Source organism: Arenimonas sp. (assembly GCF_041913985.1).
Classification (GTDB): domain Bacteria; phylum Pseudomonadota; class Gammaproteobacteria; order Xanthomonadales; family Xanthomonadaceae; genus Arenimonas.
In genome coordinates this window covers 60385-72932 of record NZ_JAYSEG010000007.1, presented here as the reverse complement: position 1 = coordinate 72932, position 12548 = coordinate 60385, and the positions used below count along the sequence as shown (strand labels likewise).

The following is a 12548-nucleotide window of genomic DNA, read 5'->3' as shown; positions in this document are numbered from 1 at the left end:
GGCGCGGCTCAGCGCCGCATCGGCGGCAGGCTGCCGTAGGTGGCCGCGCGCCAGAGCCATTCGGCCGGGCCGAAGCGGAAGCGCGCCAGCCACCAGTGGCTCAGCGCCACCTGCACGGCGAAGAAGCCCAGCACCAGCAGCGGCTGCCAGGCGCGCGGCAGCTGGTCGAAGCAGCCCAGGCCGTAACCGAAGAACACCGTGGTCATCACCAGCGACTGCATCAGGTAGTTGGTGAGCGCCATCCGCCCGGCCGGCGCCAGCAGATTCAGCCAGCCCGCCACGGCGGGGCAGCCCAGCCCGCGCACCACCCAGCCCAGGTAGCCCAGGGCCATCACCGCGCCACCCAGCATCTGCAGCACCTGGGCCGTGGAGGCACGCAGGTCGAGGCGCCCGAAGTCCAGCGTCGGCTCGAGCCAGAACGACACCAGCACCATGGCTATGCCCACCGGCAGCGCCACCCAGCGCAGCCGCCAGTGCACCCGTTCGAATTCGCCGGGGCGCGCGATGGCGCCGCTGCGCGCGAACCAGGCGCCCACCAGGAACAGGCCCAGGATGAAGGCGCCATAGATGAGGATGAAGCCGATCATGCTGGTGAAGTCGTGCAGGCGCTGCACGGTGGCCTCGGCGAAGCTGCCGCTGCCGTAGGCCTGGCGCTGCGAGTCGATTTCCGCCGCCATTTGCACGGCCTGCTGGGCCATGGCCTGGTCGAAGCTGGCGCGCGCCTCTTCCGGCATCGCCTGCATGGCGCTGCCGAGCAGGCCGAACGACAGCGTCAGCACGGTCGGAACCAGCATCAGCGCCACGCCCCACTTCGGCAGCCGCGACTGCGGCGTGCGCCGAAAGAACAGCAGGAGCAGGAAACCCATCAGCGCGTAGGTGACCAGGATGTCACCCGACCACACCAGCAGCGCATGCGCCAGGCCGATGGCCAGCAGCGCCAGCACGCGGCGCAGGTACAGGCCGAAGAACGGCCGTTGCGCCGCCTCGGCGCGCATCAGCATGACGGTGAAGCCCATGCCGAACAGCAGCGAGAACAGCGGGAAGAACTTGCCCTGCACCAGCAGGTAGATGGCGCCGTCCACCCAGCGGTCGGCGCCGGTGAGCTGCGGGTCGAGGCCGGTCATGGAGGCCATCAGCGGCCCGGCCATGCCCTCGATGTTCATCAGCAGGATGCCCAGCAGGGCGAAGCCCCGGACGACGTCCAGGGCCTGGATGCGTTCGACGCCGGTGACCGGCGCCAGCGAAGCGGGTTCGTTCATGGCCCGGGGCCTCCCCGCCCCGGCGCCACTTTACCTAATTCAGTGCTGCACGCCGCCGTCGCCGTGCACGTGGCCATGCTCGATCTCGACCGGCTCGGCCGCGCGCACGCCCACCACTTCCACCTGGAACTGCAGGGTCTTGCCGGCCATGGGGTGGTTCAGGTCCACGTCCACCACGGTGGCGCCCACCTTCATGACGGTGACCGCGCGCGGGCCCATCGAGGTGTTGATGATGACCTGCTGGCCCGGCTTGAGGCGGGTTTCGCGGATGTGCTTCTTGGGCACGCGCTGCACGAAGCCCTCGCGGCGCTCGCCGTAGGCCTCTTCCGGGCCGACGGTCACTTCGAAGCTGTCGCCCTCGGATTTGTCCATCATCGCGGCCTCGAGGCCCGGGATGATGTTGCCGTGGCCGACCAGGATGGCCAGCGGCTCGCGGTCCTTCGAGGTCTCGATGGCCGGCTGGCCCGGCTCGGAGACGGTGTAGTGGAAACGGACGACGTGGTTCTTCTCGATCTTCATGGGGATTCCGTGGAGGGGCCGGTGACGCGACCGGCGGGATGGGGCACACTCGGCCCGTGACAGCGAAAGCGCATTATCCCGGCCCCTCCCGCCCGGCGCCAGTTCCCCGGGGCCGGTTCGCACTCCCCCTGCTGCTGGCCCTGCTGGCAGGGTGCTCCTCAAGCCCCGAACGCCCCGCCGCACAGGCCGCCGCGCCGCGCGCGCTGCAGGTGGTGGACGTGGCGCCCGCCGACCCGCTGCGCGCCAACGACGTGCTCATGCGCGCGCTCGGCCTGGTGGGCACGCCCTACCGCTGGGGCGGCAACACGCCCGACGGCGGCTTCGACTGCAGCGGCCTGGTGGGCTACGTGTTCCTCGACGCGGCGAAGGTCTACCTGCCGCGCACCACCCGCGAGATCGCGAAGGTGGAAGCCCGGACGCCGCCGCGCGACCGGCTGGCGCCGGGCGACCTGGTGCTGTTCGGCGACCGCGGCGCCATCTTCCACGTGGGCATCTACGTCGGCGAAGGCCGCTTCGTGCACGCGCCCAGCACCGGCGGCACCGTGCGCCTGGACCGCCTGGACGGGCCCTACTGGGGCCGGCACTACGCCGGCGCCCGCCGCGTGCTCGACTAGTTCGCCGGCGGCTCCGGCCGCAGCCACAGCCAGGTGCCCACCACCGCCATGATGGCGGTGCCGGTGGCGGCCATCCACCATTTCGGCGCGGTGGCGAACATCAGCAGGCTGCTGGCGGCCATGGTGCCGATGGCCCACTGCTTGGCGCGCCGGTTCACCGAACCGGTGGCCTGCCAGTCGCGGATCATCGGGCCGTAGACGCGGTGCGCCAGCAGCCAGTCATGCAGGTGCCGGGAGCCGCGCGCGGCGGCGAAGGCCGAGAGCAGCACGAAGGGCGTGGTGGGCAGGCCGGGCACGAAGATGCCGATGATGCCCAGCGCCAGCGCGGCGTAGGCCAGCAGCAGCCACATCCAGCGGCGGACGTGGACGAGCGGGCTCATCCGGCCGGCGCGGTGGCCGCCTTGGCCGCGGCGGCGACCATGGCCTCGCGCACCCGGCGCCGGCGCATGCGCGCGTGCAGGCGCTCGCGGGTGCGGGCCAGGGCCCGGGCCAGGGCGATGCGTTCGTCGCCGCCGCCGGCGTCGGGCTGGGCGCCGCGGGCGGTGCAGAACTCGGCATAGGCCGCCACCACGTGGCGGATCTGGCGCAGCAGCAGCTCGAGCATGATGGCGTCGTCGAGCAGGCCTATCACCGCCACGTCGTCGGGGATCAGGTCCTCGGGGTCGCTGAAGTAGGCCAGCAGCTTGAGCACCTCGGCGCGCTCGACCTGCGGCAGGGCCCAGGCTTCGTCCTCGAGCATGTCCACCAGCCGGGCCACCTCCTGCATGCGCCGGCGGATGTAGCCGGGCGCGCAGTCGATGGGCAGGGTCTCCAGGCTGTGCCGGGCAGCGGCCACGATGTCGCACTCGTCGGCGCTGGCCACGCGCCGGTCGGCCCGCTCCAGGGCCTCGTGGAAGCGTTCGATGTCGCCGGGCTCGAGTTCGAAGGTGATTCGCATGGCCGCCATCGTACGCCAGCCTGAACACGATATTCACGCCGCCTGCACGCGAACTGGCCGGCGGGGCGGATTTCGCGTAGAGTGCACGGCGTTTGCTGCACCGGCTGACCGTTTTCCCCCGGTATGCCCCGCCGCCAGGCCCCGAGCCCCGCTCCCGTCCTGCGCCAGGCCCCACTCCGCACGCCTTTCGCTGCGCAAACCCGCCAGGCCCATCCGGCCCTGGCGTCAAAACTTGAAGCACTACTCGCAGCGCGGTTTCAGGGAACGCTCCGGGTTACACAACGGAGCAAAACTCATGTCTTTCCAGTCCCTTGGGCTCGCGCCCGAGCTCGTCCGTGCGCTGTCGGACGTCGGCTACACCACTCCCACCCCGATCCAGGCCGAGGCGATCCCGCTGGCCCTGGCCGGCCATGACCTGATGGGCGGCGCCCAGACCGGCACCGGCAAGACCGCCGCCTTCGCCCTGCCCCTGCTGCACCGCCTGGCCCAGGCCGGCCCGCAGCGCGGCCCGCGCAAGCCGCGCGCGCTGGTGCTGGTGCCCACCCGCGAACTGGCCGTGCAGGTCAGCGACAGCCTGCGCGCCTACGGCAAGCACCTGCGCCTGAGCGTCGCCACCGTGTACGGCGGCGCCGGCATGCAGCCGCAGGTCGAAGCCCTGCGCCGCGGCGTCGACATCCTGGTGGCCTGCCCGGGCCGCCTGATCGACCACCTGCAGCAGCGCACCGCCGACCTGTCGGCGGTCGAGGCGTTGGTGCTCGACGAAGCCGACCGCATGCTCGACATGGGCTTCCTGCCCGCGATCAAGCGCGTGCTGGCCAAGGTGCCGCCGCAGCGCCAGACCATGCTGTTCTCGGCCACCTTCGAGGACGCCATCAAGAAGCTCGCCATGGAGTTCCTGCGCGACCCGCGCGAGGTCCAGGTGACCGTGCGCAACGCCGTGGCCACCAGCGTCACCCACGTGGTGCACCCGGTGGACGCGTCGCGCAAGAAGGACCTGCTGATCGAGATCCTGAGCAAGCGCTACCAGGACCAGATCCTGGTGTTCGGCCGCACCAAGCACGGCTGCAACCGCCTGGCCGAGCAGATCGAGAAGGCCGGCATCAACGCCGTCGCCATCCACGGCAACAAGAGCCAGTCGCAGCGCCTCAAGGCCCTGCGCGACTTCAAGTCGGGCCAGGCCCGCGTGCTGGTGGCCACCGACGTCGCCGCCCGCGGCCTCGACATCCCGCTGCTGCCGCTGGTGATCAACTTCGACCTGCCGATGGTGGCCGAGGACTACGTGCACCGCATCGGCCGCACCGGCCGCGCCGGCGCCAGCGGCGAAGCCGTGTCGCTGGTGGGCACCGACGAGGGCGGCCTGCTGCGCGCCATCCAGCGCCTGCTCAAGGCCGACATCGCCCTGGTCGAGGTCGAAGGCTTCGTGCCCAGCCGCGGCATCCGCATGGGCAACGACAACGCCTCCAACGGCCGCCCGTCGGGCAACCGCCCGCCGCGCCGCGACGGCGACCCGCGCCAGGGTCGTCGCCCGCACGCCGGCGGCGATGACCGCCACGCGCACGCCGGCCCGAAGGGTACCGGCGGCCGCGGCGGCGAGCGTCGCCGCGAGGCCACCGCGGCGCGCTGAACAGCACCCGCTGCAAATGAGAAGGGCCGCCCCAGGGCGGCCCTTTCCATTTCAGGTCGCGCACGGCGCCGTCACCTGGCTTCGGTGAATTCGCCGTAGTCCGCCAATTGCTCCATCACCGCCTTGTCGCCCACCACCACGATCGACTGCTGCGCCGGCACGAAGTACTTCGCGCCCATCGCCTGCACCTGCTCCGCGGTGACCGCGCGCACCTTGGGCACGTACTCGCCCAGGTATTCGGGCGGCAGGCCCACCAGCCAGTTCGAGGCCAGGCTGCCGGCCACCGAGGCCTGCAGCTGGTTCGACACCAGGTAGCTGCCGGCGACGTAGCGCTTGTTCATCTCCAGCTCGACGGCCGGCACCGGTTCGCGGCCCAGGCGCTCGAATTCGGCGAAGAACTCCTTCAGCGCCGCGCCGGTGACCTCGTTGCGCACATCGGCATTGGCCACCAGCGCGCCGCCCGCCGCCAGGCTGCGCTGGCCCAGGCCGGCGCCGTAGGTGTAACCCTTCTCCTCGCGCAGGTTCTGCATCAGGCGGCTGCTGAAGCTGCCACCGAGCACGGTGCTGGCCAGGCGCAGCGGGATGGCGTCCTCGTGCGTCGCCGGCACCGCCGGGCGGCCCAGGCGCAGCGTGGACTGCACGCTGCCGGGACGGTCGAGGTGCACGCGCGCGGGCGGCGCCTCGGCGCGCGACGGCGCCGTGGCGGCCAGCGGTTCGCCTTCGGCCTTCCAGTCGCCGAAGTGGCGCTCGGCAAGCGCGAAGGCGTCGTCGGCGCTGATGCGGCCGGTCACCACCAGCAGGCCGCGGTCGGGCCGGATGCGGCGTGCGTATTCGGCCTGCAGGCGCGCGCGGTCCACCGCGGCAATGCCGGCCTCGGTGGACTGGGTGCGCGAATACGGGTGGTCGCCGTACAGCGCCGCGAGCATGGCGCGCTCGGCGCGGAAGCCCGGCTGCGCCTCGGCGGCCTTCAGGCCCTGCAGCGCGTTGGCCTTGGCCAGGCGCACTTCCTCCTCGGGGAAGGCGGGCGAACGCGCCACGTCGGCCAGCAGGCCGGCCATGTCGGCCGACTTCGAGGCCAGGGCATTGGCGCTCAGGCTCAGGCCGTCGTTGCTGGCGAAGGCGCCGACCGAACCGCCGAAGGACTGCGCGGCTTCGGCGATGGCGCGCGAATCACGCGTCGCCGTGCCTTCGGGCATCAGGCCGGCGAGCATGGACGCGAAGGCCGGCGTGGCCGGGTCGTCGGCGGCCAGGCCGGCGCCGCGGAAGGCCAGCACGAAGTCCACGCGCGGCACACCGTCGCGCGGCACCACCCACACCTGCAGGCCGTTGGCGAGCGTCTTGCGCTCCACCTGCGGCACCGGCAGCGGTTTGTCGGCGGCGAAGGCCGGCAGGCCGGCGGGCATGGCGGGCGGCTCGGCGGCGGCCAGGGCCAGCGGCGCGAGCGCGGCGGAAACGAACAGGGCGATCAGGGTCTTGGTCATGGTCGTCTCCTCACTTGCCCGCGTCGGCGGCGGGCGCGGCCAGCATGGCGGCGGGCTTGCGGTCGATCACGGTGCGGTTGGCCACCGTGAGGTAGGTGCGCGCGACGCGCTGCAGGTCCTCGGAATCCACGGCCTCGATCCAGCCGGGGATGCGGTTGGCCACGGTGGCGTCGCCCCAGATCGCCTGCAGGCGCGCCAGCGTGTCGGCGCGGCCGAGGTAGCTTTCCATGCCGTTGTTCCAGTCGGCCAGCATGCGGGTCTTCACCCGCGCCAGCTCCTCGTCGCCAACGCCATCCCTGGCGATGCGGGCGATTTCCTCGTCGAGCGCGGCCAGCACCTGGTCGGCGTCGTACTGCGGCTTGTAGAGCGCGAACAGCGTCAGCAGCGTGGGGCCGTCGAACTCCCAGGGGCTGGTGAGGCCGAACAGGTACTCGCCGTTGATGGCCATCTCGCGGCCCTTCACCAGGCCCTGGTAGACGCGCGAGGCGTCGCCGCCGGCCAGCACTTCGGCCAGCACGGCGGCAGGCGCGTGGTCGGGGCTGCCGCGCTCGGCGATCTTCCAGCCCACCGCGAGCGCCGGCACCTGGGCCAGCGCGTCGGGCTGGGTGACGCGGATCTCCTTCGTGTTCAGCGGCTCGGCCACGTCCGGACGCGGCGGCGTGGGACGCGCGGCGACCTTGCCGAAGTATTTCTCCGCCAGCGCGAAGCCCTGCTCGGGCGTCACGTCGCCGGCGATCGAGAGCACCGCGTTGTTCGGGCCGTAGTAGTCGCGGTGGAAGGCGGCCACGTCGGCGACGGTGGCGCCCTCGAGGTCCTCGAAGCTGCCGTAGCCGTCGTGGTTGTTCTCCCACTTCGAGAAGGCGGCCTGGTTGATGTCGAGCCACATGAAGCCGCCATAGGGCTGGTTCTTCACGTTCACGCGGATCTCTTCCTTCACCACGTCCTGCTGGTTGCGCAGGGTGCGCTCGTTGAAGTCGAGCGTGGTCATGCGGTCCGCCTCGAGCCACAGGATGGGCTCGAGCGCCGAGGCCGGCGCGACCTCGATGTAGTTGGTGAAGTCGGGGCGGGTGGATCCGTTGTTGCGGCCGCCGCCGGAGGTGATCACCTTGTCGAACACGCCCTCGCCCGCCACCGGCGTGCCTTCGAACATCAGGTGCTCGAACAGGTGCGCGAAGCCGGTGCGGTTGCGCGGCTCCTGGCGCATGCCCACCTTGTAGACCACGCTCACGCCCACCACCGGCGCGCTGGGGTCGGGCGAGACCACCACGGTCAGGCCGTTGTCGAGGGTCTTCACCGACACCGGGATTTCCCAGCGGTCGGGGTTGTCGGCGAAAGCCGGCGCGGCCAGCAGCAGGCCGAGCCAGAGCAGTCGGCGGTTCATCGTTCGCATGGGGCGTCCTCGCAGCGGGTAAGCCCCCGAGGCTACCGGTCCCGGGCGCGGGCTCCCACCGTGCAGGAAGTCATGGGTCGCGGCCGGCCCGCACGCTCAGCCAGGCGCCGAGCAGCAGCAGGAACACCGCCACGGCCTGGGTCCAGTGCGGCTGGGCGCGGCCGAAGGCCAGCAGCAGGCCGGTGGACAGCAGCGGTGCCGCGTACGACAGCGTGCCCAGCACGGCGATGTCGCCGCGCTTGGTGCCGATGTCCCAGAGCCAGAAGGCGACGCCCGTGGGCCCCAGGCCCAGCGCGACGATGGCCAGCCACTGCACGGCCGTCGGCGCCACCGTGGTTTCGACCGCGGCATGCGCCGCCGCGCCCAGCAGGCCCACCGCCAGGCAGGCGCCGGCCATGGCGCTGCTGGGCACGGCCTCGAAGCGCCGGTTGAGCACCGAGTACAGCGCCCAGATCACCGCCGCGCCGAGAGCGGCGAGGTAGCCGGCCAGGTGCGCCGGCGCCAGATCGAGGCGGCCGCCGCGCAGCACCAGCAGCGCCGCCGCGGCCAGGCCCAGCAGCGTGCCCAGCCACTGCCCCGCCCGCACGCGCGCGCCGCCCAGCAGCGCCGCGAACACCACGATCAGCAGCGGCCACAGGTAGTTGAGCAGGTTGGCTTCCACCACCGGCGCGCGCTTGAGCGCGAGGAAGAACAGCGCGTGGTAGCCGAACAGCGCGCCGATGCACAGCACGCCCGCCGCCAACGGCTGCCGCAGCGCCGCCAGCCCCGGGCCGCCGGGCCGCAGCAGCAGCGCCACGCCGGCGACGCCGGCGATGCCGAAGCCGAGGGCGAGCAGCTGGAACGGCGGGATGCCGTCGGTGGCGGTGGTGAGCACCGCCAGCGAGGACCACAGCAGCACGGCGGCGAAACCCGCCGCGGTGGCGCGCGTGCGCGGCGTCATCGCGGGTCCCCGGCCTCCAGGCCGACGTTGCTCGGCGCGGCGTCGTACACCGCCTGGTCGAGCAGGCCGCTCTCCTTCGCCACCAGCACCGGCACCAGCACCTGGCCGGTGACGTTGGTCATCGTGCGCATCATGTCGAGCACGCGGTCGATGGCCAGCAGGTAGCCCAGCCCTTCCAGCGGCAGGCCGGCGGCGCTGAGCACCACCGTGGCCATCACCACCGCCGTGCCCGGCACGCCGGCGGTGCCGAAGCTGCCCAGCACCGAGGCCAGCAGGATGATGAAGTACTGCGAAACGCTGAGCTCGATGCCGAAGTACTGGGCGACGAACAGCGAAGTGAGCGCCGGGTAGATGGCGCCGCAGCCGTCCATCTTGATGCTGGCGCCCAGCGGCACCGCGAACGCGGCGTACTCCTGGCGCACGCCCAGGTTGTGCACGGCCGCGCGCAGCGACACCGGAAGGGCGCCGAAGCTCGACGCGGTGGCGAAGGCCACCTGCATCGCCGGCGCCGCGCCGCGGAAGAACTTCAGCGGATTCAGGCCATGCGCCAGCAGCAGGCCGCCGTAGACCACCACGATGTGCAGCGCGCAGGCCAGGAAGATCGCCGCCACGAAGCCGCCCAGCGGCAGCAGCCGCTCGAAGCCGTAGGTGCCGACCAGCGCCGCGATGAGACCGAAGGTGCCGATCGGCGTGAACTCGAGCACGAAGCGGGTCACCTGGATCATGGCGTCGCTGGCCTCCGCGGCCAGCGCGCGCAGCTTCGCGGTCTTCTCGCCCAGCTTCACCAGCGCGAAGCCGAGCAGGCCGGCGAAGAAGATCACCTGCAGGATGCGTCCCTCGGCCAGCGCCGCGAACGGGTTGGCCGGCACCACGTCCAGCAGCACCTGCACCGGGCCCGGCACCTGGCGCACCTGGTAGTCGGCGGCCATGGCCAGCGCACCCAGGCCTTCGCCGGGCTTGAGCAGCAGGCCGACGCCCAGGCCCACGCCCACCGCCAGCGCCGCGGTGGCCGCGAACCACAGGAAGGTGCGGCCGCCCAGCGCGGCGATGGAGCGCTGCCCGGCCAGGCCGGACACGGCGTTGATGACCGCGAAGAACACCAGCGGCGTCGCGATCATCTTGATCAGCGTGACGTAGAGCGTGCCCAGCGGCTGGAACCAGGTGGCCGCGGCGCCGCCCAGGGCCCAGCCGGCCAGCGCGCCCAGCGCGAAGCCGGCGAGCACGCGCTGCCAGAACGGGATGCGGAACCAGGCGGACACCAGGGCCATCGGCGGACTCGGGGGTGGGACGAAGGCCGACGATAGCGGCCCCCCGCCCCCCGGTCACGCCTTTCGTCACCGGCGGAAACACACCGTTGCGTGATAATGGCGGCCTGCCCCGGAGACCCCATGACCCTCGTCCTTTTCCTGGCCGGCCTGGCCCTGCTGATCGTCGGCGCCGACCTGCTCGTGCGCGGCGCCTCGCGCCTTTCCCTGCGCCTGGGCATCGCCCCGCTGGTGGTTGGCCTCACCGTGGTCGCCTTCGGCACCAGCGCGCCCGAACTCGCCATCTCGCTCAAGGCGGCCTTCGACGGCCAGACCGACCTGGCCCTGGGCAACGTGGTGGGCAGCAACATCTTCAACGTGCTCTTCATCCTGGGCGTCTCGGCCCTGCTGGCGCCGCTGGTGGTGGACCGCCAGCTGGTGCGCCAGGAAGTGCCCATCCTGATGGGACTGAGCCTGCTGGTCGCCTGGATGGCACTCGACGGCGGCATCTCGCGCGCCGACGGCCTGCTGCTGGTGGCGCTGCTGGTGGCCTACACCGTGCTGCTCTACCGCCAGGGCACGAAGGCGGCACCTGCCGAGGTGGCGGACACGCTGGTGACCGAGCCGCCTTCGCCCTGGCTGTCGCGGCTGCCGGTGCAGCTGGCGCTGATCGTGGTGGGCCTGGCGATGCTGGTGCTGGGCTCGCGCTGGCTGGTCGAGGCGGCCACGGTATTCGCCACGATGCTGGGCGTGAGCCCGCTGGTGATCGGCCTGACCATCGTGGCCGCGGGCACCTCGCTGCCGGAAGTGGCCACCTCGGTGATCGCCGCGCTGCGCGGCGAACGCGAGATCGCCGTGGGCAACGTGCTGGGCAGCTGCATCTTCAACCTGGTGTGCGTGCTGGGCTTCAGCGCGGTCGTCGCCAAAGGCGGCCTCGGGGTGCCGGGCCCGCTGATGGCCTTCGACCTGCCGGTGATGGTGGCGGTGTCGGTGGCCTGCATGCCGGTGCTGTTCACCGGGCACATGGTGGCGCGCTGGGAAGGCGCGCTGTTCCTGGCCTACTACGTCTTCTACACCGCCTACCTCGTGCTTTACGCCCAGGAGCACGATGCCCTGGACGAGTTCACGCTGGTGATGCGCACGGTGGTGATCCCGCTCACCGTGGTCACGCTTTCCGTGGTGGCCTGGCGCGAACTTCGCACCCGGCGGCGCGGGTGAAACTCAGAACGGCTTGAAGTAGACCAGCCACAGCACCGGGATCGCCAGCAGCAGCGGCACCTCGTTGAACCAGCGCAGCGTCGTCGGCGACGGCAGCGGCGCGCCCGTGCCGGCGCGCTTGATCCAGCGGCCGGTGAAGATGAAGTGCGCCAGCATCAGCGCCACCAGGGTGAGCTTGGCGTGTACCCAGCCGCCGCTGCGGTCGAAGTGCAGCCACAGGGTCAGGCCCAGCAGCAGGGCGAAACCGAACATCACGTGGCCGAAGCGGTAAAGGCGCCGGCCCATCAGCGCCAGCCGGTCGCGCACGGCCGGCTCGGCGCCGGCTTCGGCCAGGTTCACCAGGATGCGCGGCAGGTAGAACACCGTGGCCATCCAGGAAATCACGAACAGCACGTGGAAGAGCTTGGTCCAGAGGTACATGGGAAGTCCTTTTCGGGGCCGCGTCAGCGGCAGTTGGGCTTGCGGCCCGCGGCGCGGGCCTGGTCGTAGGTGGCCTGCAGGCCCGGCGCGGCGGCCTTGAGCGAAGCGATGCGCTGCTGCGGGTCGGGATGGGTGGACAGCCAGGTCGGCGTGCGGCTGCCGCCCGAGGCGCGGATCATGTTCTCCCACAGCGTCGCGGCGGCGTGAGGCTGGAAGCCGGCCTGGGCCATGTAGCGCTGGCCGAGCACGTCGGCCTCGCTTTCATGCTTGCGCGAGAACGGCAGCAGCACGCCGGCCTGGGTGCCCACGCCGAGCAGGCCCAGCAGCTGGCGGCGCTCGCCGCCGGTGGCCGAGTCCAGCGCCCGCAGCGCCGTCTCGGCGGCGAACTGCTGCGAGACGCGCTCGGCGGCGTGGCGCGAGATGACGTGGCCCAGCTCATGGCCGACCACCGCGGCCAGCTGGTCCTGGTCGGTGGCCACCTTCAGCAGGCCGGTGTGCACGCCCACCTTGCCGCCGGGCAGCGCGAAGGCGTTGGGGGTGTCGTCGGCGATCAGCACCACTTCCCAGGCCTGGCGGCGCGAGGATTCGGGCAGCACGGCGATCAGCGCGTCGGCGACGCAGCGCACGTAGCGGGCCCTGGCCGGGTCGTTGGCGAGCTTGCCGCCGGCCTTGATCTGGTCGAAGGCGCTGGCGCCCATCTTGTCCATGTCGCCGTCGCTCACCAGGATCAGCTGGGAGCGCCCGGACGGGGCGGTGGCGCAGGCGGCCAGCAGCAGGCCGGCCAGGGCGGTCGTGAGGCTCGCGTGGATGGCGCGCATCGTCGTTCTCCTCGGCTCGCGGGGCCCCCATGATTCCGGCATCGGGCCGGGGCCGCAATACCGTTGGGGTTCAGGCGCTTGCGT

General features: G+C 72.0%; 13 protein-coding genes. 3 read left to right on the top strand and 10 right to left on the bottom strand.

The features are described from left to right. Positions 1-8: 8 nt before the first annotated feature. Together ACE3Q2_RS03890 and ACE3Q2_RS03885 are read right to left on the bottom strand one after the other, a co-directional pair. Positions 9-1259, bottom strand: coding sequence for a DUF418 domain-containing protein (locus ACE3Q2_RS03890; RefSeq protein WP_374472928.1), 1251 nt, complete (start codon positions 1257-1259; stop codon positions 9-11). 39 nt (positions 1260-1298) lie between these two features. Continuing rightward, entirely contained in the window at positions 1299-1778 is a 480-nt protein-coding gene (locus ACE3Q2_RS03885; RefSeq protein ID WP_231697602.1) for a peptidylprolyl isomerase, read from the bottom strand. A 38-nt stretch (positions 1779-1816) separates the two neighbouring features. Between ACE3Q2_RS03885 and ACE3Q2_RS03880 the strand changes: the two genes are divergently transcribed. Further along, positions 1817-2392 carry a C40 family peptidase gene (locus ACE3Q2_RS03880; protein ID WP_374472925.1) on the top strand — a complete coding sequence of 192 codons (576 nt, stop codon included), beginning with the start codon at positions 1817-1819 and terminating at the stop codon, positions 2390-2392. On the opposite strand, the gene ACE3Q2_RS03875 is transcribed toward ACE3Q2_RS03880, so the two are convergent. Both ACE3Q2_RS03875 and ACE3Q2_RS03870 read right to left on the bottom strand, forming a co-directional pair. Next, complete coding sequence (locus ACE3Q2_RS03875; RefSeq protein WP_231697604.1) at positions 2389-2772, bottom strand: YbaN family protein; 384 nt, start codon at positions 2770-2772, stop codon at positions 2389-2391. The genes ACE3Q2_RS03880 and ACE3Q2_RS03875 overlap by 4 nt on opposite strands. After that, positions 2769-3329: a YkvA family protein gene (locus ACE3Q2_RS03870; protein WP_374472923.1), complete on the bottom strand. Its 561-nt coding sequence runs from the start codon at positions 3327-3329 to the stop codon at positions 2769-2771. The genes ACE3Q2_RS03875 and ACE3Q2_RS03870 overlap by 4 nt, the downstream gene beginning before the upstream one ends. A 295-nt stretch (positions 3330-3624) precedes the next feature. Here ACE3Q2_RS03870 and ACE3Q2_RS03865 point away from each other — a divergent pair, with 295 nt between their 5' ends. After that, positions 3625-4953, top strand: a complete 1329-nt coding sequence (locus ACE3Q2_RS03865) for a DEAD/DEAH box helicase (RefSeq protein WP_374472921.1) — start codon at positions 3625-3627, stop codon at positions 4951-4953. Between the two features lie 71 nt (positions 4954-5024). Here the strand turns inward: ACE3Q2_RS03865 and ACE3Q2_RS03860 are convergent, their stop codons facing one another. From ACE3Q2_RS03860 to ACE3Q2_RS03845, 4 genes are all read right to left on the bottom strand, one after another. Then, the gene (locus ACE3Q2_RS03860; protein WP_374472919.1) at positions 5025-6434 is read right to left on the bottom strand and encodes a M16 family metallopeptidase; all 1410 of its coding nucleotides are present in this window, start codon (positions 6432-6434) and stop codon (positions 5025-5027) included. A gap of 10 nt (positions 6435-6444) precedes the next feature. After that, positions 6445-7824, bottom strand: coding sequence for a M16 family metallopeptidase (locus tag ACE3Q2_RS03855; RefSeq protein WP_374472917.1), 1380 nt, complete (start codon positions 7822-7824; stop codon positions 6445-6447). 70 nt (positions 7825-7894) lie between these two features. After that, complete coding sequence (locus tag ACE3Q2_RS03850; RefSeq protein WP_231697609.1) at positions 7895-8764, bottom strand: DMT family transporter; 870 nt, start codon at positions 8762-8764, stop codon at positions 7895-7897. Further along, positions 8761-10032 carry a dicarboxylate/amino acid:cation symporter gene (locus tag ACE3Q2_RS03845; RefSeq protein WP_374472915.1) on the bottom strand — a complete coding sequence of 424 codons (1272 nt, stop codon included), beginning with the start codon at positions 10030-10032 and terminating at the stop codon, positions 8761-8763. The genes ACE3Q2_RS03850 and ACE3Q2_RS03845 overlap by 4 nt, the downstream gene beginning before the upstream one ends. Before the next feature lie 120 nt (positions 10033-10152). Between ACE3Q2_RS03845 and ACE3Q2_RS03840 the strand changes: the two genes are divergently transcribed. Continuing rightward, positions 10153-11226 carry a calcium/sodium antiporter gene (locus tag ACE3Q2_RS03840; protein ID WP_374472913.1) on the top strand — a complete coding sequence of 358 codons (1074 nt, stop codon included), beginning with the start codon at positions 10153-10155 and terminating at the stop codon, positions 11224-11226. Between the two features lie 3 nt (positions 11227-11229). On the opposite strand, the gene ACE3Q2_RS03835 is transcribed toward ACE3Q2_RS03840, so the two are convergent. Continuing rightward, entirely contained in the window at positions 11230-11646 is a 417-nt protein-coding gene (locus ACE3Q2_RS03835) for a CopD family protein (RefSeq protein ID WP_231697612.1), read from the bottom strand. Between the two features lie 23 nt (positions 11647-11669). Beyond that, positions 11670-12464: a M48 family metallopeptidase gene (locus ACE3Q2_RS03830; protein WP_374472910.1), complete on the bottom strand. Its 795-nt coding sequence runs from the start codon at positions 12462-12464 to the stop codon at positions 11670-11672. Positions 12465-12548 lie beyond the last annotated feature (84 nt).

What these genes read in the sequence shown, in the direction of transcription:
- ACE3Q2_RS03890 (WP_374472928.1), bottom strand. Translation starts at nt 1,259, where the DNA reads ATGAACGAACCCGCTTCGCTGGCGCCGGTCACCGGCGTCGAACGCATC.
- ACE3Q2_RS03885 (WP_231697602.1), bottom strand. Translation starts at nt 1,778, where the DNA reads ATGAAGATCGAGAAGAACCACGTCGTCCGTTTCCACTACACCGTCTCC.
- ACE3Q2_RS03880 (WP_374472925.1), top strand. Translation starts at nt 1,817, where the DNA reads ATGGGGCACACTCGGCCCGTGACAGCGAAAGCGCATTATCCCGGCCCC.
- ACE3Q2_RS03875 (WP_231697604.1), bottom strand. Translation starts at nt 2,772, where the DNA reads ATGAGCCCGCTCGTCCACGTCCGCCGCTGGATGTGGCTGCTGCTGGCC.
- ACE3Q2_RS03870 (WP_374472923.1), bottom strand. Translation starts at nt 3,329, where the DNA reads ATGCGAATCACCTTCGAACTCGAGCCCGGCGACATCGAACGCTTCCAC.
- ACE3Q2_RS03865 (WP_374472921.1), top strand. Translation starts at nt 3,625, where the DNA reads ATGTCTTTCCAGTCCCTTGGGCTCGCGCCCGAGCTCGTCCGTGCGCTG.
- ACE3Q2_RS03860 (WP_374472919.1), bottom strand. Translation starts at nt 6,434, where the DNA reads ATGACCAAGACCCTGATCGCCCTGTTCGTTTCCGCCGCGCTCGCGCCG.
- ACE3Q2_RS03855 (WP_374472917.1), bottom strand. Translation starts at nt 7,824, where the DNA reads ATGCGAACGATGAACCGCCGACTGCTCTGGCTCGGCCTGCTGCTGGCC.
- ACE3Q2_RS03850 (WP_231697609.1), bottom strand. Translation starts at nt 8,764, where the DNA reads ATGACGCCGCGCACGCGCGCCACCGCGGCGGGTTTCGCCGCCGTGCTG.
- ACE3Q2_RS03845 (WP_374472915.1), bottom strand. Translation starts at nt 10,032, where the DNA reads ATGGCCCTGGTGTCCGCCTGGTTCCGCATCCCGTTCTGGCAGCGCGTG.
- ACE3Q2_RS03840 (WP_374472913.1), top strand. Translation starts at nt 10,153, where the DNA reads ATGACCCTCGTCCTTTTCCTGGCCGGCCTGGCCCTGCTGATCGTCGGC.
- ACE3Q2_RS03835 (WP_231697612.1), bottom strand. Translation starts at nt 11,646, where the DNA reads ATGTACCTCTGGACCAAGCTCTTCCACGTGCTGTTCGTGATTTCCTGG.
- ACE3Q2_RS03830 (WP_374472910.1), bottom strand. Translation starts at nt 12,464, where the DNA reads ATGCGCGCCATCCACGCGAGCCTCACGACCGCCCTGGCCGGCCTGCTG.